Here is a 17,635-nt window from a genome sequence, read left to right on the forward strand (position 1 = left end):
GCTCAGCCTCCGAACAGCTTGGTGAAGAATCCTTTCTTCTCCACGGTGGTGAAGCGCAGCGGACGGTCTTCGCCCAGCAGCCTGCCGACGGCGTCGTCGTAGGCCTGGCCTGCGACCGATTCCAGTTCCAGGATCACCGGCTCGCCCTTGTTGGATGCATTCAGCACGTCGCCCGACTCGGGGATCACGCCCAGGGTTTTCAGGCCCAGCACTTCCTCCACGTCCTTGATGCTCAGCATCTCGCCGGCTTCCACGCGCGAGGGGCTGTAGCGGGTAAGCAGCAGGTGCGGCTTGAGGGTCTCGCCATTCTCGGCCTTGCGGGTCTTGGAATCGAGCAGGCCCAGGATGCGGTCGGAATCGCGCACGCTGGATACTTCCGGATTCACAACCACCACCGCGGTGTCGGCGAAATACATGGCCAGGTAGGCGCCTTTCTCGATGCCGGCCGGCGAATCGCAGACCACGAAGTCGAAGCCATCGGCGTCCAGGTCCTTGAGCACCTTCTCGACGCCTTCCTTGGTCAGCGCATCCTTGTCTCGCGTCTGCGAGGCGGCAAGGATGAACAGCGTGTCGAAACGCTTGTCCTTGATCAGCGCCTGCTTCAGCGTGGCCTCGCCCTGGGTGACGTTGACGAAGTCGTACACGACGCGGCGCTCACAACCCATGATCAGGTCCAGGTTGCGCAGGCCGACGTCGAAGTCGATGACCGCGACCTTCTTGCCGCGGCGCGCCAGCCCGCAGGCGATGCTGGCGCTGGTGGTGGTCTTGCCCACGCCGCCCTTGCCGGAAGTGACAACGATAATCTCAGCCAATGGTTTATCTCCTGCTTGTACGTTCGGGGGGATGCCGCCTGGTGGATCCGTCCGGCCTGGTCACAGGCCATGACGCAACCCTACTGGGCGGCAAACATGAGTTGGTCCTGCTTGTCAGGACCGCGTTCGAGCCAGATCTGCACGGCCTTGCCGCGCAGCTCCTTGGGGACGTCGTCCAGCACCTTGTAATGGCCGGCAATGGCCACGAGTTCGGCATGGAACTCGCGGCAGAAGATGCGCGCGTCGGTATTGCCTTGGGCGCCGGCCAGCGCGCGACCACGCAAGGTGCCGTAAATGTGGATGGAGCCGTCGGCGATGACCTCGGCGCCTGCGCCGACGGTGGTCAGCACGGTCAGGTCACGATTCTCGGCATACAGTTGCTGGCCGGAACGCACCGGCGTCTTCTGGACCAGGCCTGGACTGCCGGCAATCGCGGCCGGCGGGGCCTTGCTGGGCGCCTTGGCCGGCGCGGCTTCAGCCGCGGTGACGCTTTCCCGGCGTGCGGGTGCGGGCGGCGGCGCTGCGGCGGCAACCGGCTCGTACTGCGCACGGAACTTGGCCAGCAGCGGCAGGCCAAGTTTTTCGGCCAGCTGTTCGGTTTCGCGGCTGCCGTAGGACAGGCCCACCGGCAACACGCCGGCGCCACGCAGCCCGTCCAGCAGGGCTTTGGCAGTAGCCACGTCAGGCATCTGCGCCAAGCCGCCGAAATCGACGATGACCGGCGCGCGCCCGAACAGCTTGGGCGCCCGTTCCACGCGTTCGCGCATCTCGCGCGACAGCTGCGCCACGTCCAGCGTACGTACGCGCAGGTTGGCGATGCCGACCTGGCCGATCTTGAGCTCGCCGGCCTGTTCGTAGTCCAGGTTCGTCGAGGTCACGCCAATGTGCCCGTCGATCGTTCGCCGGCCGTTTCCACCTGCAGGCGGCTGCGCGTCCACGGCTGGTCGGGCAGGGTATCGCCATAGGTCTGTTTCACCCACGAATAGCTGCACAGTTCCTTCATGAGCATGCTGGCGCGGACGCCGGCATCGGGCATCTGGCTCTGGCCGACTTCCTTGAATCCGAAACTGCCATGGAACAGCAGGGCCGGGTCGGCGCCATGGTCCAGGAAGACTTCGCAGGCCAACTGCGGATAGCGCAGCTCGGCATAGCTCTGCACGTCGGCATAGAAGGCGCGGCCCACGCCGCCGCCGCGACGGCGGCTGGCGACCACGATGCGGTCGATATAGAAGAAATTCGGATATCGCTCGCGGAACCAGCGGAAGTTGCTGCTGTCATGGTCGGAGTCGGCGCCGAAACCGACCAGGAAGCCGGCCAGGTTGCCATCACGCTCGGCAACGCGGAAATACTCCGCCTGCCGGTAGAAACGCTGCAGCCTGGCCGAATCCAAGGGAAGGATCGCCAGTCCGGCGTTGTTGTTCAGGGCTAGAACGGAATCCAGCTCGTGCTCGCGCACGTCGCGGATGACTATCGACATTCAACTTACTCCGGGGGGAACACGTCGATGGCCGCGAGCCACCGGCGCGGATTATCGCATGGGTGGCGCGGCGCAGGGCGCATGTCCCGCTGGGCCGGCATGACTTTCGGTCGGGGTGCTCGCCGGGCAATCGGCCTAAGATGCCTGCATGTGGTCCCGACTCAGCCATACCCGACTCCTGCGCAGCGCCGGTCTTTATACCTGGGCGCTGGTCGGCATTCCCATCGTGGGCAATGCGTGGTTCCTGCCGCCTTCCAGCGGCGTGGACGAGCAGGGCATCAACGTGCCCATGGCGGTGGTGGCCTACCTGGTATTCGGCCTGTGCTACTGGCTGGCCACCCGGTCCCTGGCCAGCTCGGCGCGGGTCCCGGTGGTCTCGATCTGGGATATCCCGCTGCTGGTGGCGCTGACCCTGGCCGCCCTGGCGGTGGGGCTTTACACCAAGACCGGCCTGGGTGCGCTGCTGATGCTGATCGTGGCCGGCGTGCTGCCGTGGCTTCTCAGCGTGCGGGTGGCGGTGGCCTGGCTGGTGGTGGCGCATATCTTCCTGGTTCCCTCGTTCATGGCGCTGGGCATCTTCAATTTCTGGGAAGCGGTCTTCCAGGCCTCGTTCTACGTAGGTTTCGCGGTGTTCGTGCTGGTCACCGCCTACGTCGCCCGCGAACAGGCCACGGCGCGCGAAGAGCAGCGCCGCCTGAATGCCGAACTCCGCGCGACCCGGGTGCTGCTGGCCGAAAGTGCCCGGGTCAACGAGCGCACCCGTATTTCGCGGGAACTGCATGACCTGCTGGGCCACCACCTGACCGCGCTGAGCCTGAACCTGGAAGTGGCCGGGCACATGACCGAAGGCCGCGCCCAGGAGCACGTCAAGCAGGCCCATGCGCTGGCCCGCCTGTTGCTCACCGACGTGCGCGAAGTGGTCAGCCAGCTGCGCGAAGGCGACGCCATCGACCTGGGCTCGGCCCTGCTGCTGCTGACCGAGCGGGTACCGGGCCTCGACATCCACATGGACATCGAGGAACCGTTGACCCTGGATGACGCCGAGCGCGCCCACGTGCTGCTGCGCTGCACCCAGGAAATCATCACCAATGCGGTGCGCCATGCCGGCGCCCGCAACCTGTGGATCCACTGCAGGCGCGAGACGTCGACAATCCTGATCGACGCCCGCGACGACGGCCGCGGCGCCGACACCGTCATTGCCGGCAACGGCCTGCGCGGCATGCGCGAACGCCTGCGCCTGCAGGGTGGCAACATGACCATCGAATCGCGTGCCGGCGGCGGCTTCAGGCTTTGCCTGCAGTTGCCGGTCGGCATCCATGAACCGCTGGTCCTCGAGCGTGGGCCAGAACCCGTTACTGCCGGAGGAATTGCATGATCCGAGTCTGCCTGGTCGACGACCAGAACCTGGTGCGCCAGGGCATCCGCTCGCTGTTGGCGCTCGATGACGGCATCGAGGTGGTCGGCGAAGCCGCCGATGGCAAGCAGGCGGTGGAGCTGGTGCCGCAACTGCGTCCGGACGTGGTGCTGATGGACATGCGCATGCCGGTGATGTCCGGGCTTGAGGCCTTGCAGGCCCTGGCCGCCGCCGGCCAGCTACCGCCGTCGATCATCCTGACCACCTTCGACGACGACCAGCTGGTGCTGGCCGGCCTGAAGGCAGGCGCCAAGGGCTACCTGCTGAAGGACGTTTCGCTGGAACAACTGGTGGGCGCGATCCGCGCCGTGGCCTCGGGCGGCTCGCTGGTGCAGCCGGCGGTTACCCAGCGCCTGCTCTCGGGCCTGGAGCACATGCGCAACGACTTCGTCAGCCTGGATCGCCCCGATCCGTTGACCGACCGGGAAACCGAGATCCTGCGGCTGATGGCCAGTGGCTTCTCCAACAAGGAGATCGCCAATTCGCTGGGCGTGGCCGAAGGCACCATCAAGAACCACGTCTCCAACATCCTGTCCAAGCTCGGCGTGCGCGACCGCACGCGCGCGGTTCTTAAAGCCTTCGAGCTGCAGCTGGTGTGAAGCCGGATGGCCTCGGCGAGGCGCTCTCCAGCCATGCCTCCACGCTGCATTGCAGCGTGGAGGGAAGGTTAAAAGCAGGTGCTGACCGATTCCGCCAAGCCTGCTAGGATGCGCGCTGCGTATATATCTTACTGGCCATGGGATCGGCCCCCGGAGACTGCTGAATGACCCGTTTGATCGAGTTCGTGATTGCGTTGGCGCTTGTCCTGGCGCTGTTCCTGGTGGTCGGCCTGGTGCTCCCCTCCAAGCGGCACCTTGAAGAATCCACTGAAACCAATCGCCGCATGACGATTGTGTTCGATACCGTCAACAACGTGCGCCGGCTCAAGGACTGGAACCCGCTGATCCCGGGCAAGGCGGGCGAGCTCACCTATTCAGGCGGCGGAGAAGGCCATACCGGTGTCGGCGCGCGAGTCGACTTCACTTCCAGCGACGACCGCTGGGGCAAGGGCCACTGGGAAATCACCGAGAGCGTGGCCCCGGGAACGGCCGGCGGAACCGGCAAGGTCGGTTACGCGATCGAGGACCAGACCCCGGGTTCCAACAAGAAGACCCTGATTACGCTTTCGCCCACCGGCAAGAATGGCCGCAACGTCCAGATCACCCAGACCTATGACGTCGACTATGGATGGAACCTGTTCGGCCGCTTCAACGGCATGTACGTCAGCCGCCACGTGGGTGACAACATCGACTCGGGCCTGTTCAAGCTGACCAACATGCTGGCCACGGTTCCCAATTTCGACTACCGCATCGAAGGCAGCAAGCTGACCGGCCTCAAGCTGGTCGAGCTGCCCGCTGAAGACCTGCTGGTGGTTGACGCCGGCAACATCGAGCGGAGCAACGACGCGATCAAGACTTCCATCAAGGCCAACCAGGAATGGATCAAGCGCGTGATGGAAAGCAACGGTCTGGAAGCCGCGGGTCCGGTGCGCATCATCACCACCGATTTCGGTTCCGAGAAATATGCGTTCGACGTGGCGCAACCGGTGCGCAAGCGCAGCGGCGCGTCGCCGGCCAAGCCGGCTGAGGGCGACAAGGCCAAGCCCGAGGCTGCGCCTGCTCCGACGGTCGCCCCCGTGGCTTCCACCGGACCGCTCAAGGTCTCGGTATCCGGCACGCCGGTTGAATATGTGCATGTGGAACCGCGCAAGGCGGCCAGCGGCAGTTACGTGGGTTACATGGCTGAGCTGGACGGGGTGCGTAATGCGCTGCGGGCCTGGGCGATGACCAACGGCTATGAAGTGGCGGACCGTCCCTACGAGTCCTGGAAGGGTGGCGTGGACCAGTCCTTCACCGCTGACGGCGCGTTCGACATCTACTGGGCCGTGAAGCCCTGACGCGAGGCGGGCGCCAGTCCGCCGCGCGGGTTTCAACAACGCGCCGCTTTTGCGGCGCGTTGCATTTCGGGCCTGGAACAGGCTGGCCCGGGGACAGTTGTATCGGGGATGGTTCGGGGTTGGGGCGCGCCGCCAACCGCCACAAACGCTGCACTAGCATGGGGTTGAATCTTGTCTAGCTACGACCGACGTCAGCGCAAGCCTTCCCTGCTCGCATTTGCCGGTGCCCTGCTGGCCGCGCTGGCCGTGGCCCTGGGTGCCTATGCCTCGCATGGCGTCACCGACGCCCATGCCCAATCCAACCTGCAGACAGCGACCCTCTACGCATTCGGCCATGGCGTGGCGCTGGCCGCGTTGGCGGCAGGCACGACCCGTTCACTGGGCAAGGCAGGCCTGTACCTGCTGCTGCTCGGTACGCTGCTGTTTTCCGGCAGCCTGGCGCTGGCCGCCATGGGTCAGCTGGACACCACCAGGCTGGCTCCGGTGGGTGGTATCAGTTTGATGCTGGGCTGGGTGCTGTGGGCCGGCGATGCCTTGCGCCGCTGAGCGGGCCGGGCCAGCTGCCGCGAACGTCGGCGGAAAGCCTCGCCTCCTATTCGGCTGAAACCTGCAGCACCAGCTTGCCGAAGTTTTCCCCGGTGAAGAGCTTGACCAGGGATTCGGGGAACGTATCCAGCCCCAGCACCACGTCTTCTCGCGATTTCAGGCGGCCGTCCTTGAGGTATCCGGCCAGTTCGGCGATGGCGACCGGGTAGCGGTCGGCATAGTCGAACACCACGATGCCTTCCATGCGCGCGCGGTTGACCAGCAGCGACAGGTAGTTCTTCGGTCCCTGCACGGCGGTGGTGGCGTTGTACTGCGAGATTGCGCCGCAGATGATGATGCGGGCCTTGCGGCGCAGGCGTGCCAGCACGTGGTCGAGGATCTCGCCGCCGACATTGTCGAAGTAGATGTCGATGCCCTCGGGGCAGTGCTCCTTCAGGCCTGCGCGCACGTCCTCGTTCTTGTAATCGATGCAGGCGTCGAAGCCCAGCTCATTGACCACGAAATCGCACTTGGCCTTGCCGCCGGCGATGCCGACCACGCGGCAGCCCTTTATCTTCGCCAGTTGCCCGACCGTCTGCCCGACCGCGCCGGAGGCGCCAGAGACCACAACCACATCGCCTTCCTTCGGCTGGCCCACGTCCATCAGCCCGAAGTAGCCGGTCATGCCGGGCATGCCCAGCACATTCAGCCACTGGGTGATGCTGCCCATGCGCAGATCGATCCTGCTGATGCCCTGGCGCTTGATTTCCATGGGCGTGAACTGACGGTACTCCTGCACGCCCAGGCCGCCGGTGACCAGGTCGCCGGGCGCGAATCGCGCATCGTTCGATGCCACCACCTTGCCGATGCCGCCGGCGCGCATCACCTCGCCGATCTCGACCGGCGCGATATACGACTTGCCTTCGTTCATCCAGCCGCGCATGGCCGGGTCCAGCGACAGGCACAGGGTCTTGACCAGCACGCCGCCTTCGACCGGCTCGCCCACGGCCTCCGTCGTGAACTGCCAGTTGTCGCGCTTGGTCATGCCGACCGGGCGCGCGGCCAGGCGGATCTGGTGGTTCTGCAGCGAGGCAAGCTCGGTCATATGGGTTCCAGTGGATTGAGGCAGGATGGAGGCGGGTTCAGGACGTGGCGCCGCGGTAATGCCAATGCCATGGCTCATAGACGATGCCATGCGGGTTGTCGCGCGGGTAACTCATGTGGAAACCGGCATCGCCCGCATGCGTGGTCAGCCAGGCGAAAGCCGCGGTGGCTTCGAAGGACTCCTCGGCCGGCAGTTCGCCGGGTGCGCCGATATCCAGCGCATTGCCGCTGTGATGCTCGCTGTAGCCCGGCGCGGCATTGACGGTCAGGATCTGTTGCACCGACTGCCCGCGGGCCAGCTTGCGTTCGAAGATGCCGAGCTGGTAATCGTGGCTGCGATAACCGGAGATCGCCTCCAGCGCCACGCCGTCGGCGGCCGCCGCCTGGCGCATTGACTGCCATGCACGCGTCGCGCTGGCAGTCAGCCACAGCGGGCGCCGGTAGCGATCGAAGCCGGCAAAGGCAAGGGCGGCCGGTTCCGGCACCAGCGCCAGGCCGGCCTGGTCGCCATAACCTTCGTCCAGGCCAAGGAAATGCAGGCGCTCGATCAAGCGGTCCAGCGGCAGTTCGCCGGCCGCATCGATGTCGAAACCATGCTCGGTGCTCAGGCCGTCCAGTGCATCAAGGGCCGCTTGGGCGCCCGGACCGCGGGTCCAGCGCGGCAGCAGCGTGTGCAGACCCTCAGGCAGCAGCGCGGCCAGGTAGCGACCGTCGTGCTTGCGACGCAGCACCGCGCGGGCGCGCGACAGGATCCGTGCATCGGCATTGCTGCGCGCGCGCAGCAGGCCGCCGGGCCAGAGTTCGATATCCGGGGTGTTGAGCAGGAAACGGGGGCGTTCGCGCATCGGCCCAGCTTAGCGGTGCGGCGATTGCGCCGCCAGCTCGCGCAGGCGCTGGAGCAGGGCGTCCGGTTGCCGGGGTTGCAGCAGCAGGTCGCGGCCGTTGCTTGTCGGCAACCACAGCACGCGCGGTCCTCCAGTGATGGCGACGAAAGCCTTGTGGCCATTGCGCAGGCGGAAATAGCCACTGCTGAAACCTGGCAGCGCGAAACCGTTGCTCTTGATGCGCGGCTTGTATCCTTTGTGCTCGTCGAGATCGATCACCCGCGCCTGACCCAGTTGCAGTTCCGACAGCGGCAGCGACTGCGAGTAGAAACTCGACTTCACCTCCAGGCGCGACGCCGTCAGCTGTACGCGGTGCCTGAGCATCGCCCGGTCAAGCACGAACCAGAGCGCAAGCGTCAGCGCCAGCAAGCCCGCCAGTATCGCGGCCGAAGCCAGCGCGGGGCTGCCGCTGGCCGGCTTCACGGGGGCAGCACCTTGGCGTGCCCAGAGCAGCGAGACAGCAGTGATGATCAGGGGCAGCAGCACGCACAGGAAGAACAGCAGCAATCGCGCGCTGGCGTCGACTGGAACCAGTTGCAGGCGCGGGTCTGAATCCTTGTCCATCCCGTATCCCGGCGCCAGCGCTCAGTGAAGCCGGATCCAGGAGGCGACATCGTCGATCAGCTGCCCGTCGACATGGCCGCCGGGCTTGCTGTATTCCGCCAACGTGCCCGCTCCCTCACCGGCGATGCCCAGATGATTGAGCGCGGGATAGTGCCTGAAGCTGGCGCGTGGCCTGGTCGCGAAGCCTTTCTTCCACAACTGCCAGTCGGTATCGACGACCTGGAAATCGCGACCGCCCTGCAACAGCAGCATGGGCAGGCCCACCGCGCGCGCGTCGGCCAGCGGATCGATCTTTTCGAATGCGCGCCAGTAAGCTGCGGGCAGACCGAGCGGCGTGTCCTGGTCGGCAACCGCGCCGTCGCCACGGACCCTGGCGATCTTGCGGTCCAGCTGCTCCAGGAATTTGTGCTCCTGCGCATCGATGACGCCATCGGCGCCGAGCAGGTATCGGTTCTGCTCGGGCAGGATCGTCAGCAGCGAACGCGCCGGGGCGGCGAACAGGATCAGGCCGGCGACATGGCCTGACCGCTGCGCGATGCGCGGGGCAAGCATGCCGCCCTGGCTGTGGCCGAGTACGAAGACCTTGCCGGGATCGATGCCTGGCGCAGCGCGCAACGCGGCCACGGCGGCGACCGCGTCGTCGGTGGTTTCCTCATCCATCGTGTATTTGCCGTTGGCAAAATCCTGCGGGCGCGCCTTGCTGCGTTTTTCGTAGCGCAGCACGGCAATGCCCTGCGCCGCCAGGCCGCGCGCAATATCCAGGAAAGGACGGTTCGGGCCGATGGTCTCATCGCGGTCCTGTGGGCCGGAGCCATGCACCAGCACCACCGCGGCGATTCGTGCCGAGGCCGGCGCCTTGGGCATGGCCAACGTGCCGGGCAGGTCGCCCACCGCGAAATCCCGCTCGATGTAGCTGGCATCGGCTGCAGGTGCGGCCGCGGGAGCGGGCGGTGCGGGCTGGACCAGGAAGCCGGCAATCCGGCCCTTGGCCTCGACCACCACTTGCGCGAGCAACTCGCCATTGGCGTAGTGCAGTGGCACCACGACCACCTGTATGCCCTGGTGCGGGGTCACTTTCGCCTTGCCGCGCCCGTTGGCGGCGCCGAGTTGCACGGGCAGGGATTCCCACACCGCCTTGAGCTTGTCAGCGGGCACGGCGGCGGCCATCTCCGGCGTAAACATGGCTTCGGCTTGATCGTATTGCCGCGCGTCCATCCGGTCGAGCAGGCGCTTGGCAATGTCTTCCGGTGCATCGGCCGCAAGGGCTGCCGGCGAGGTGATCAGCAAGGCGGCGAAGACCAGCAGGCTGGCCAGCAGCAGGGATGCCCGATGGCTCATCTCACGCCTCCTTCCTGAAATAAAGCCGGACCACGTCGGCCGCGGAAGTCTGGTTGACGGTCACCAGTTCCCATCCCAGCGCGCCGAACTTGTCCAGCTCCATCTGGATCCTCTCCCCCAGCTTGCCGCCGAACAGACTGAACGATACTTCGACCACCTTGTGACTCCAGCGCTTGCTCACTTTCCCGGCTCCTTGTTGTTGTCGTCTTCATTGGCCCTGGGCAGGCGCCCGGCCTTGCGCAGCGCATCGCGCAGCACGTACTCGATCTGCGAATTCAGCGAACGCAGTTCGTCGTTCGACCAACGCTGCATCGCGTCCAGGACCTCGGCGCTGATGCGCAGGGGATAGGCCTTCTTCTCCGCCACGATCGGGTCCGTTCCGCCCGGCTCAGTACAGCGTGCCGGCGTTGACGATCGGCTGGGTACCGCGCTCGGAGCACAATACGACCAGCAGGTTGCTGACCATCGCCGCCTTGCGCTCCTCGTCCAGGTGCACCACGCCGTTCTTCTGCAGTTCGTTGAGCGCCATTTCGACCATGCCCACGGCGCCGGCCACGATGCGGGTGCGTGCGGCGATCACCGCGTTGGCCTGCTGCCGCTGCAGCATGGCCTGGGCGATCTCCGGCGCGTAGGCCAAGTGGCTGATGCGCGCGTCCAGTACCTGCACGCCGGCATCGGCCAGGCGGTCCTGCAATTCATCCAGCAGGTGCTTGGACACCTCGGTGGCATGGCTGCGCAGCGCGAGCTGGCCGTCCTCGTGCTGGTCATAGGGATAGCTGGTGGCCATGGTGCGCAGCGCCGACTCGGACTGGATGTGGACGAAGCTTTCGTAGTCGTCGACGTTGTAGACCGCTTCGGCCGAATCCACCACTTGCCACACGATCACCGCGGCGATCTCGATCGGGCTGCCATCCAGCTCATTGACCTTGAGCTTGCCGCTTTCGAAATTGCGCACCCGCTGGGACACCTTCTTCTTGGTGTAGAAGGGGTTGTTCCAGCGCAGGCCGTTGTCCTTGACCGTGCCGACGTATTTGCCGAACAGGCTGACCACGGCGGCCTGGTTGGGCTGCACCGTGTACAGGCCGATCAGGCTGAGGAAGGCCACCAGGCCGAGCAGCACGCCGGCCACGATCATCAGCGGCGCGGGCGTGCCTGCCTTGGTCGCACTGACGCCCTGGATGAAGAGCCAGCCGGCAAACACGGAAATCACCAGCACGCCGAGCAGGAAGGGGATGCCGGGCAGGGAGCGGAGCGGGTTTTCTTTCATCGGTATGTCCTCTCGAGTTCGAAAGAAAGATATCAAATTGATATCAGGTGTCAATGGGCCCGATGGCGCCCGCGCCGGGCCGGCTAAAATGCGCAGCCCTTCCGCTGGAACCCGCCGCATGACGACCCTAGGCACGCCTCTTTCCGTCCATGCCACCCGCGTCCTGCTGCTCGGATCGGGCGAGCTGGGCAAGGAAGTGGCACTGGAGCTGCAGCGGTTCGGGGTGGAAGTGATCGCCGCCGACCGTTATGCGGACGCGCCGGCCATGCAGGTCGCGCATCGCTCGCATGTGCTGGACATGCTCGATCCCGCTGCATTGCGGGCGCTGATCGCGCTGGAAAAACCGCACCTAGTGGTGCCGGAAATCGAGGCCATCCATACCCAGACCCTGGTGGAAATGGAGCGCGACCAGGGCCTGCGGGTCATCCCGACGGCACGTGCGGCGCGCCTGACCATGGACCGCGAAGGCATCCGCAGGCTGGCGGCCGAGACCCTGGGATTGCCGACTTCACCCTATCGCTTCGTCGACACCCACGCCGATTACCGCGAAGCGGTCGCCGCCATCGGCCTGCCGTGCGTGGTCAAACCGGTGATGTCGTCATCGGGCAAGGGCCAGAGCACGCCACGCACCGAAGCCGAGGTCGATGCCGCCTGGGACTACGCCCAGACCGGCGGCCGCGCCGGCGCAGGGCGGGTCATCGTCGAAGGCTTCGTCGATTTCGATTACGAGATCACCCTGCTGACCGTGCGCCATGCCGGCGGTACCGCCTTCTGCGACCCCATCGGCCACTGGCAGAAGGACGGCGACTACCGCGAGAGCTGGCAGCCGCAACCGATGTCGGCCCTGGCGCTGCAGCGATCGCAGCAGATCGCCCAGGCCATCACCGATGACCTGGGCGGGCTGGGGCTGTTCGGCGTGGAGCTGTTCGTGAAAGGCGACGAGGTCTGGTTCAGCGAAGTGTCGCCGCGGCCGCACGACACCGGGCTGGTGACGCTGGTTTCGCAGGACCTCAGCGAATTCGCATTGCATGCGCGCGCCATCCTCTGCCTGCCCATTCCGGCCATTCGCCAGCTGGGTCCGTCGGCTTCCTGCGCGATGCTGGCCCAGGGCCATGGCGTGCCGGTGTTCTCCAACATCGAGGCCGCGCTGCAGGCGCCCGACTCGGGTCTGCGCCTGTTCGGCAAGCCGCGGGTGGAAGGCCAGCGCCGGGTCGGCGTGACCCTGGCGCGCGCAGCCAGCGTGGACGCGGCGCGGGCGCAGGCGGCCCAGGCCTGTGCGGCCATCACCATTGAACTTCAATAAGGAAACACGATGAACGGAAGCGAAGGTTATGCGGTTTTTTTCTTTCCCCCGGCGCTCGAGGCGCTGGGCGAGGCCATCAAGCCTTACCTGAGCGAAGGGCCGGCCGGCGCACATGTCCTGTGCAAGGAAATCGACACGGCCGGTTCACTGGTCGAGATGACGATCGAGGTGCAGGCCGCCGATGGCAAGGCTTCGACGGTCGAACTGATGGTGCCCGGCAGCATGGTGCGCATGATCGTGTCGGCGCATGGCGACGACCGCTTCGGCTTTGGCCCTCGCGTGGTGGCCGCAACCTGACCGGTTACAGCGCCAGGTCGACCCACACCAGGTGATGGTCGCTGCCATCGGCAATGGCGGCTTCTGCACTGGCCCGGGGCGGCCAGAACACGCCACTGCCCTCCAGCGCAAAACCGGTCGAGGGCAATACGTAATCCAGCCGCATGGCACCGGCCTTGGGACCGAAATCGCCGGTTACCTGGGCAGGCGATCCGCGGTGCTGTAGGCCTGCGGACGCATAGGCCTCGGCCTGCTCCGCGCCGCCCTCGCTGCGTGGCGTGGCGTGGCGCAGCACGCGCGGATGCTCCAGCAATTCAAGGATGGCCTGGTGGCGTCCGTCGCCATCGACGGGATCGTTGTTCAGGTCTCCGGCGATCACGAACCTGGCATCGGCGCCCAGTCCTCCGCATTGCCCGCGATCGTCGCACAGCCACGGCTTGTCGCCGGCTGAAAGGTATTCCGTCCACAACCTTATTTCGTCGTGGTTGCGCATGCCGTTGCGGTCTTCGGGGCCGTCGAATACCGGTGGAGTGGGATGCGAGACCAGGAAATGCACGATGCCTTTCGACGTACGAACCGGCACGTCCCAGTGCGACTTGGAAGAAAGGCGCAGCTGGGTCCAGATGTGGTCCGGATGGAAGGGCTGGCGCAGGGCCGGATCGACCGGCCGCAAGGCGCCAGGCATGGCGCTCCAGCGCAGCAGTTGGAAACTGCGGACCGCCGATGCGTCGATAGGCTGCATGGACAGCACCAGCATGCCGTATTGCCCCGGATGCAGCCCGTAGCCCCAGGCGTCATTGCCGCCATTGCGTCCGCCACCACCGGCCTGGCCGCTGCCATCCAGGTCCAGGCCGCTGGCAACGCCCGTGTTCACCGGTGCCAGGTATCGGTAGGGATAGCGCAACGGCGCCCCACCTCCCGCCTGTGCGACCTCAAGGTAGTTGCGCTGGAACAGGTCGGCGGCCAGGTGGGCGTCGTCGTAGTCGAATTCGTTCAACAGCAGCAGGTCAGGGCGCACGCGCTGGATGACCGCTGCGATCTTGCGCGCGTGCCGGCTGTCGCCCTGCAGTTCGCGGATCAATCCGCCGGTCTCGTCCGAGTACAGCGAGGTGTTGTAGGTGGCGACGCGCAGTTTGGCTTCGCCGACGTAGGCGGAAGGATCGCCATGCACGTTGACGTGCACGCAGGAAGCGAGGGCAGGAAGCATGGCAAGGGCAATCAGGAGTCGGCGCATGCACGGATTCTGACACGGGCATGCATCAGCGCGATGACCTGACGCAGCACCCGTTGCAGCGATGTGATCCGGTGTTTCGGCACATCACCCCAGTTCGGCGCGGTTCCAGTGGCGTCCGTCAAAGGATTCGAGCGGCCGGAAACGTCGCTTGTAATCCATTTTCCGATGGCCCTGGATCCAGTACCCAAGATAGAGGTGGCGGCGTGAGTCGCGCTGCGCCCACTCCAGTTGCCGGAGGATGGCCAGCGTGCCCAGGCTGCGCTTTTCAAGATCCGGATCGAAGAACGTGTAGACCGCCGAGAATGCATCCGGGGTGATGTCGGTCACCGCGACGGCGATCAGCTTGCCATGCTCTCGCAGTTCCAGGAACCGGCCCTGCGACCAGCTGCCGACCAGGAACTGTTCGAATTCCACCGCGCCATGTTCATCCATGCCGCCGTCGCGATGGCGGGCCGCCAGGTAGCGCCGATACAGCACCAGATGCTCCTCGGTGCGTTCGGCAGGCACGATGCGTGCTTCCACATCCACGTTGCGCGCGGCGCAGCGGCGCTGGCTGCGATCGGGCTCGAATTCCATCACCGGGATGCGCACTGCCACGCAGGCGCGGCAGCCGGCGCAGTGCGGGCGATACACCAGGTCACCAGAGCGGCGGAAGCCCCAGCTCAACGCAGTGGGATAGAAGGAGGGCAGGCGGGGATCGCGCGGATCCAGCACCAGGTCGCGTGCAATGCGGTCCGGCCAGTAGCCGCAGGGATGCTCGCCGGTATGGAACAGGCGCAGGTCATCGATCGGCTGCTGCGGATCGTTGCCCATGTCAGGACGCTCCCGCCACAAGCGGTGCAACACAGGCGATGCCGGCCAATGCACCGGTCAACGCCCCGGCCACCAGGTCGCGTGGCACGTGGCGCTGCAGCCGCAGTCGCGACCAGGCTACGGCGCCGGCGAACAGCAGACTGGGCAGTCCCAGCCACCAATGGGCATTGCCGAGCAGGACGGTCGCGAACACGACGAAGGCCATGTGCAGGGACAGCTTGCACCAGCGCGCCGTCGCCATCGCCATTGCGACCATGGCCGCGCAAAGGGCCAGCGCAATGGCAGGCTCCTTCGCCTGCAGCAGCACGGCACCGAGGGCCGACAGCCCCAGCATTACCAGCAGGAAGCGGTTGAGCGACGAACGCTCGTGCTTGCCGCTGGCATCCACGTGCGCCCAGTGGCCGCGGCGCACCTGCCAGGTGGACCAGGCCATCACCACGCCGGCAAACACGGCAAAGCACAAGGTGATCCACAAGGCCGTCTGTTGCTGTCCGCGCAGCAACAGCAACACCACCGCCGCCAGCGGCAGCACCAGCATCGGGTGGCCGAAAATGGAGACGGCGCGGGCAATGGCGTGGCTCATGGGCTCAGGATACTGCGCGGTGCGCATCGCGTGGGCTGCGACTGTCTGCAATCTGAATGCGGCCGCCGTCGCGTCAACGTGGTGGCGAAGCGGGCGTTATCCCTGGCAGTGGCCAAGACGCGCCACGCTTTCCCGGAGATTCAAATGAGCCGCAAGACCCTGCTTACCCTGGCCGTGCTGACGGCGCTTTCCTCGGCGACCGCGTTCGCTGCCACCCAGCCCGATACCACCGCCGCGGCCAAGCCGCAGCGTGCCAGCCTCGACCTCAACGGCGATGGCGCCATCGACAAGAGTGAAGCCGCGAAGTCGCCGCGCCTGGCGGCGAAGTTCGCCGAACTGGATGCCGACAAGGACGGCAAGCTGACCCGTCAGGAAATGTGGCGTCACGGCGATCGCAAGCACGGCGGCCGCAACGGCCCGCGCGGTGAAGGCGGCCGCGACTTCATGGCCAAGCTGGACACCAACAAGGACAGCCGCATCAGCCGCGCCGAAGCCGCTGCCGGCGAGGGCAAGCTGGCCACGCGCTTCGAGCAGATGGACGCGAACAAGGACGGTTTCATCGACCGCGCCGACCACGAGGCCCGCGCCAAGCAGCGCACGGACGAGTGGTTTGCCCGCGCCGATACCGACAAGGATGGCAAGCTGAGCCGCGCCGAAGTGGATGCCTCCAGGTCGCAGCGTGGCGATCACGGTGGCCCGCGTCACGGCAAGGCGCAAGCGGCGCCCACCAAATAAGCTCGAGTAGATCCGATGACAGACCCACGCCGGCGACGGCGTGGGTTTTTTTATGGAATGGTTGTCGAAGGATATTCAATCGCTGCCGGGGCGCCTTGCATCGGCTCCCTGCCAGCTTGCTCAGCGCAGGTACGCCCAGGCCAGCACCGCCACCACGCCCAGGTTGGCCAGGTACACGCCGGTGCGGCCGTACATGCTTTCGTACACCCAATACTTGCCAGTGCGGCCGCCGCGGGTGGCGGCGCGGGCCAGCATGGGCGCCATGATCCGCTGCAACGGCACCAGGCACTGGTAGTTGATGACTGCCATGCCGGCCAGTGTGTACGCCACGACAGGCAGCGTCCTGGCATCCAGGGCGACCAGCACCACGATGCCCAGGCAAAAGATCGCGCTGGTCGCGGTGTTCATGAACAGGAAGCCGCGAATCTGCCGCCGCTCATCGGCAGTCTCGGCCATGCTCAGCAGGCTCAGGCCGCCCAGATAGGCGCCGAGCATTCCGCCCGCCAGCGCCGAAGCAACGATGTGCCACTGGCCGCCGAATGCCGTTCCCAGTGCGCCCAGGGCCACGCCGCCGTTGACGACCGATCCACCCAGTCCTCCGACTCCCAGCTTGCCGACGCCCGATCCCACCGCGCCTGCGCCCAGCAGTGCTGCCGCGCTGGCCGCTGGCGCCGTCACCATCATTGCGCCGCTGACCGCAACGACGAATGCAGCGCCCGGCGCGGTGCTGCGGGCGAATTCACCGAAACGCCTGAGCATTTCCTCGCGTACCGAACCGCGTGCGCGCGACAACCGCTTGCGCACCGCCGCATCGCTCAATCCAAGCAGGCTTGCGACCTGCTGCGAACTCTGTCCTTCGCGGTAATACAGCAACAGGGTTTCGCGGCTCTCCTCGGGCAACGCGGAAATGATGTCGGCGGCGACCCTTTCCTCTTCGGTCTGCAACAGTTGTTCCGATGGCGTGGGCGAAGGATCGGCGGCCATGCCGATCGCAAGCTCCGCGCTTTCGCCAGACAGCGGCCGGTTGCGATGCGCACGCAGGTGGTCGCGCGCCAGGTTGCGGGTGATCTGCCGCAGCCATGGCAGGAAACTGGCTGCGTTCTTCAGTCGGTCCAGTTGCTGCCAGGCTTTGAGGAACGCCTCCTGGGCGATGTCCTCGCTGGCCGGCACGTCGCGGGTGATGGCCAGGGCGATGGAGGTGACCGTGTTCTGGCAGGCGACCACGATGCGACCGTAGGCATGCGAGTCGCCGCGTGCCGCCGCCGGCAGTTCGCGATACAGCATCAGTTCGAGGGTGTCGGCATTCATGGCGGGCTTCCTGCGGTCACGTGGTTTGCGGACCAAGACGCGGCGGCGGCGTGAATGTGACC

21 protein-coding genes are annotated in these 17,635 nt (G+C 66.1%); 7 read left to right on the forward strand and 14 right to left on the reverse strand.

The genetic code is table 11. The annotated features are described in order from the left end of the window. Positions 1-2 precede the first annotated feature (2 nt). The 3 genes from minD to DT603_RS14190 form a co-directional block, all read right to left on the reverse strand. Positions 3-812, reverse strand: coding sequence for a septum site-determining protein MinD (gene minD / locus DT603_RS14180; protein ID WP_162350632.1), 810 nt, complete (start codon positions 810-812; stop codon positions 3-5). A gap of 80 nt (positions 813-892) precedes the next feature. After that, positions 893-1,690 carry a septum site-determining protein MinC gene (minC, locus tag DT603_RS14185; protein WP_162350633.1) on the reverse strand — a complete coding sequence of 266 codons (798 nt, stop codon included), beginning with the start codon at positions 1,688-1,690 and terminating at the stop codon, positions 893-895. Continuing rightward, positions 1,687-2,289: a GNAT family N-acetyltransferase gene (locus tag DT603_RS14190; protein WP_162350634.1), complete on the reverse strand. Its 603-nt coding sequence runs from the start codon at positions 2,287-2,289 to the stop codon at positions 1,687-1,689. The genes minC and DT603_RS14190 overlap by 4 nt, the downstream gene beginning before the upstream one ends. Before the next feature lie 148 nt (positions 2,290-2,437). Here DT603_RS14190 and DT603_RS14195 point away from each other — a divergent pair, with 148 nt between their 5' ends. The 4 genes from DT603_RS14195 (at position 2,438) to DT603_RS14210 (ending at position 6,185) form a co-directional block, all read left to right on the forward strand. After that, entirely contained in the window at positions 2,438-3,664 is a 1,227-nt protein-coding gene (locus DT603_RS14195; protein ID WP_162350635.1) for a sensor histidine kinase, read from the forward strand. Continuing rightward, positions 3,661-4,302, forward strand: a complete 642-nt coding sequence (locus tag DT603_RS14200; protein WP_162350636.1) for a response regulator — start codon at positions 3,661-3,663, stop codon at positions 4,300-4,302. Before DT603_RS14195 ends, DT603_RS14200 begins: the two co-directional genes overlap by 4 nt. 164 nt (positions 4,303-4,466) lie before the next feature. Next, positions 4,467-5,639, forward strand: a complete 1,173-nt coding sequence (locus DT603_RS14205; RefSeq protein ID WP_162350637.1) for a polyketide cyclase — start codon at positions 4,467-4,469, stop codon at positions 5,637-5,639. A 171-nt stretch (positions 5,640-5,810) separates the two neighbouring features. Beyond that, positions 5,811-6,185: a DUF423 domain-containing protein gene (locus DT603_RS14210; protein ID WP_162350638.1), complete on the forward strand. Its 375-nt coding sequence runs from the start codon at positions 5,811-5,813 to the stop codon at positions 6,183-6,185. 46 nt (positions 6,186-6,231) lie between these two features. On the opposite strand, the gene DT603_RS14215 is transcribed toward DT603_RS14210, so the two are convergent. The 7 genes from DT603_RS14215 to DT603_RS14245 are packed head-to-tail and all read right to left on the reverse strand — an operon-like array spanning position 6,232 to position 11,321. Next, positions 6,232-7,269 carry an NADP-dependent oxidoreductase gene (locus DT603_RS14215; protein ID WP_162350639.1) on the reverse strand — a complete coding sequence of 346 codons (1,038 nt, stop codon included), beginning with the start codon at positions 7,267-7,269 and terminating at the stop codon, positions 6,232-6,234. Positions 7,270-7,306: 37 nt separating this feature from the next. Continuing rightward, positions 7,307-8,113, reverse strand: coding sequence for a M15 family metallopeptidase (locus tag DT603_RS14220; protein ID WP_162350640.1), 807 nt, complete (start codon positions 8,111-8,113; stop codon positions 7,307-7,309). A 9-nt stretch (positions 8,114-8,122) separates the two neighbouring features. Continuing rightward, complete coding sequence (locus DT603_RS14225) at positions 8,123-8,716, reverse strand: PH domain-containing protein (protein WP_162350641.1); 594 nt, start codon at positions 8,714-8,716, stop codon at positions 8,123-8,125. A gap of 21 nt (positions 8,717-8,737) precedes the next feature. Then, positions 8,738-10,054 carry an alpha/beta hydrolase gene (locus DT603_RS14230; protein ID WP_162350642.1) on the reverse strand — a complete coding sequence of 439 codons (1,317 nt, stop codon included), beginning with the start codon at positions 10,052-10,054 and terminating at the stop codon, positions 8,738-8,740. Between the two features lies 1 nt (position 10,055). Beyond that, the gene (locus tag DT603_RS14235; RefSeq protein WP_162350643.1) at positions 10,056-10,235 is read right to left on the reverse strand and encodes a DUF4177 domain-containing protein; all 180 of its coding nucleotides are present in this window, start codon (positions 10,233-10,235) and stop codon (positions 10,056-10,058) included. Next, on the reverse strand, positions 10,232-10,420 hold the full coding sequence (locus tag DT603_RS14240) for an Arc family DNA-binding protein (RefSeq protein WP_162350644.1): 189 nt from the start codon (positions 10,418-10,420) through the stop codon (positions 10,232-10,234). Before DT603_RS14240 ends, DT603_RS14235 begins: the two co-directional genes overlap by 4 nt. 22 nt (positions 10,421-10,442) lie before the next feature. After that, entirely contained in the window at positions 10,443-11,321 is an 879-nt protein-coding gene (locus DT603_RS14245) for an SPFH domain-containing protein (protein WP_162350645.1), read from the reverse strand. 118 nt (positions 11,322-11,439) lie between these two features. Between DT603_RS14245 and purT the strand changes: the two genes are divergently transcribed. Beyond that, positions 11,440-12,624 (forward strand): formate-dependent phosphoribosylglycinamide formyltransferase, encoded by a 1,185-nt coding sequence (purT, locus tag DT603_RS14250; protein WP_162350646.1) that lies wholly within the window; start codon positions 11,440-11,442, stop codon positions 12,622-12,624. 9 nt (positions 12,625-12,633) lie between these two features. Beyond that, positions 12,634-12,921, forward strand: a complete 288-nt coding sequence (locus DT603_RS14255; RefSeq protein WP_162350647.1) for a hypothetical protein — start codon at positions 12,634-12,636, stop codon at positions 12,919-12,921. Positions 12,922-12,925: 4 nt separating this feature from the next. On the opposite strand, the gene DT603_RS14260 is transcribed toward DT603_RS14255, so the two are convergent. From DT603_RS14260 to DT603_RS14270, 3 genes are read right to left on the reverse strand one after another with little or no spacing between them, the layout of a single operon-like run. Then, positions 12,926-14,197, reverse strand: coding sequence for an endonuclease/exonuclease/phosphatase family protein (locus tag DT603_RS14260; protein WP_425500986.1), 1,272 nt, complete (start codon positions 14,195-14,197; stop codon positions 12,926-12,928). Positions 14,198-14,218: 21 nt separating this feature from the next. After that, entirely contained in the window at positions 14,219-14,947 is a 729-nt protein-coding gene (locus DT603_RS14265) for an arginyltransferase (RefSeq protein ID WP_162350649.1), read from the reverse strand. A 1-nt stretch (position 14,948) separates the two neighbouring features. Then, entirely contained in the window at positions 14,949-15,530 is a 582-nt protein-coding gene (locus tag DT603_RS14270) for a phosphatase PAP2 family protein (protein ID WP_162350650.1), read from the reverse strand. Positions 15,531-15,674: 144 nt separating this feature from the next. Between DT603_RS14270 and DT603_RS14275 the strand changes: the two genes are divergently transcribed. After that, positions 15,675-16,265, forward strand: a complete 591-nt coding sequence (locus tag DT603_RS14275) for an EF-hand domain-containing protein (RefSeq protein ID WP_162350651.1) — start codon at positions 15,675-15,677, stop codon at positions 16,263-16,265. A gap of 120 nt (positions 16,266-16,385) precedes the next feature. Here DT603_RS14275 and DT603_RS14280 read toward each other — a convergent pair whose 3' ends face one another. Then, entirely contained in the window at positions 16,386-17,573 is a 1,188-nt protein-coding gene (locus DT603_RS14280) for an RNA polymerase sigma factor (protein WP_162350652.1), read from the reverse strand. Between the last annotated feature and the right edge of the window lie 62 nt (positions 17,574-17,635).

This window comes from Pseudoxanthomonas gei (assembly GCF_010119615.1).
Classification (GTDB): domain Bacteria; phylum Pseudomonadota; class Gammaproteobacteria; order Xanthomonadales; family Xanthomonadaceae; genus Pseudoxanthomonas_A; species Pseudoxanthomonas_A gei.

Bases quoted from the DNA above. Each gene is read 5' to 3' on its own strand.
- DT603_RS14190 (WP_162350634.1), bottom strand. From the start codon at position 2,289: ATGTCGATAGTCATCCGCGACGTGCGCGAGCACGAGCTGGATTCCGTT.
- DT603_RS14195 (WP_162350635.1), top strand. From the start codon at position 2,438: ATGTGGTCCCGACTCAGCCATACCCGACTCCTGCGCAGCGCCGGTCTT.
- DT603_RS14200 (WP_162350636.1), top strand. From the start codon at position 3,661: ATGATCCGAGTCTGCCTGGTCGACGACCAGAACCTGGTGCGCCAGGGC.
- DT603_RS14205 (WP_162350637.1), top strand. From the start codon at position 4,467: ATGACCCGTTTGATCGAGTTCGTGATTGCGTTGGCGCTTGTCCTGGCG.
- DT603_RS14215 (WP_162350639.1), bottom strand. From the start codon at position 7,269: ATGACCGAGCTTGCCTCGCTGCAGAACCACCAGATCCGCCTGGCCGCG.
- DT603_RS14220 (WP_162350640.1), bottom strand. From the start codon at position 8,113: ATGCGCGAACGCCCCCGTTTCCTGCTCAACACCCCGGATATCGAACTC.
- DT603_RS14225 (WP_162350641.1), bottom strand. From the start codon at position 8,716: ATGGACAAGGATTCAGACCCGCGCCTGCAACTGGTTCCAGTCGACGCC.
- DT603_RS14230 (WP_162350642.1), bottom strand. From the start codon at position 10,054: ATGAGCCATCGGGCATCCCTGCTGCTGGCCAGCCTGCTGGTCTTCGCC.
- DT603_RS14245 (WP_162350645.1), bottom strand. From the start codon at position 11,321: ATGAAAGAAAACCCGCTCCGCTCCCTGCCCGGCATCCCCTTCCTGCTC.
- purT (WP_162350646.1), top strand. From the start codon at position 11,440: ATGACGACCCTAGGCACGCCTCTTTCCGTCCATGCCACCCGCGTCCTG.
- DT603_RS14255 (WP_162350647.1), top strand. From the start codon at position 12,634: ATGAACGGAAGCGAAGGTTATGCGGTTTTTTTCTTTCCCCCGGCGCTC.
- DT603_RS14265 (WP_162350649.1), bottom strand. From the start codon at position 14,947: ATGGGCAACGATCCGCAGCAGCCGATCGATGACCTGCGCCTGTTCCAT.
- DT603_RS14270 (WP_162350650.1), bottom strand. From the start codon at position 15,530: ATGAGCCACGCCATTGCCCGCGCCGTCTCCATTTTCGGCCACCCGATG.
- DT603_RS14275 (WP_162350651.1), top strand. From the start codon at position 15,675: ATGAGCCGCAAGACCCTGCTTACCCTGGCCGTGCTGACGGCGCTTTCC.
- DT603_RS14280 (WP_162350652.1), bottom strand. From the start codon at position 17,573: ATGAATGCCGACACCCTCGAACTGATGCTGTATCGCGAACTGCCGGCG.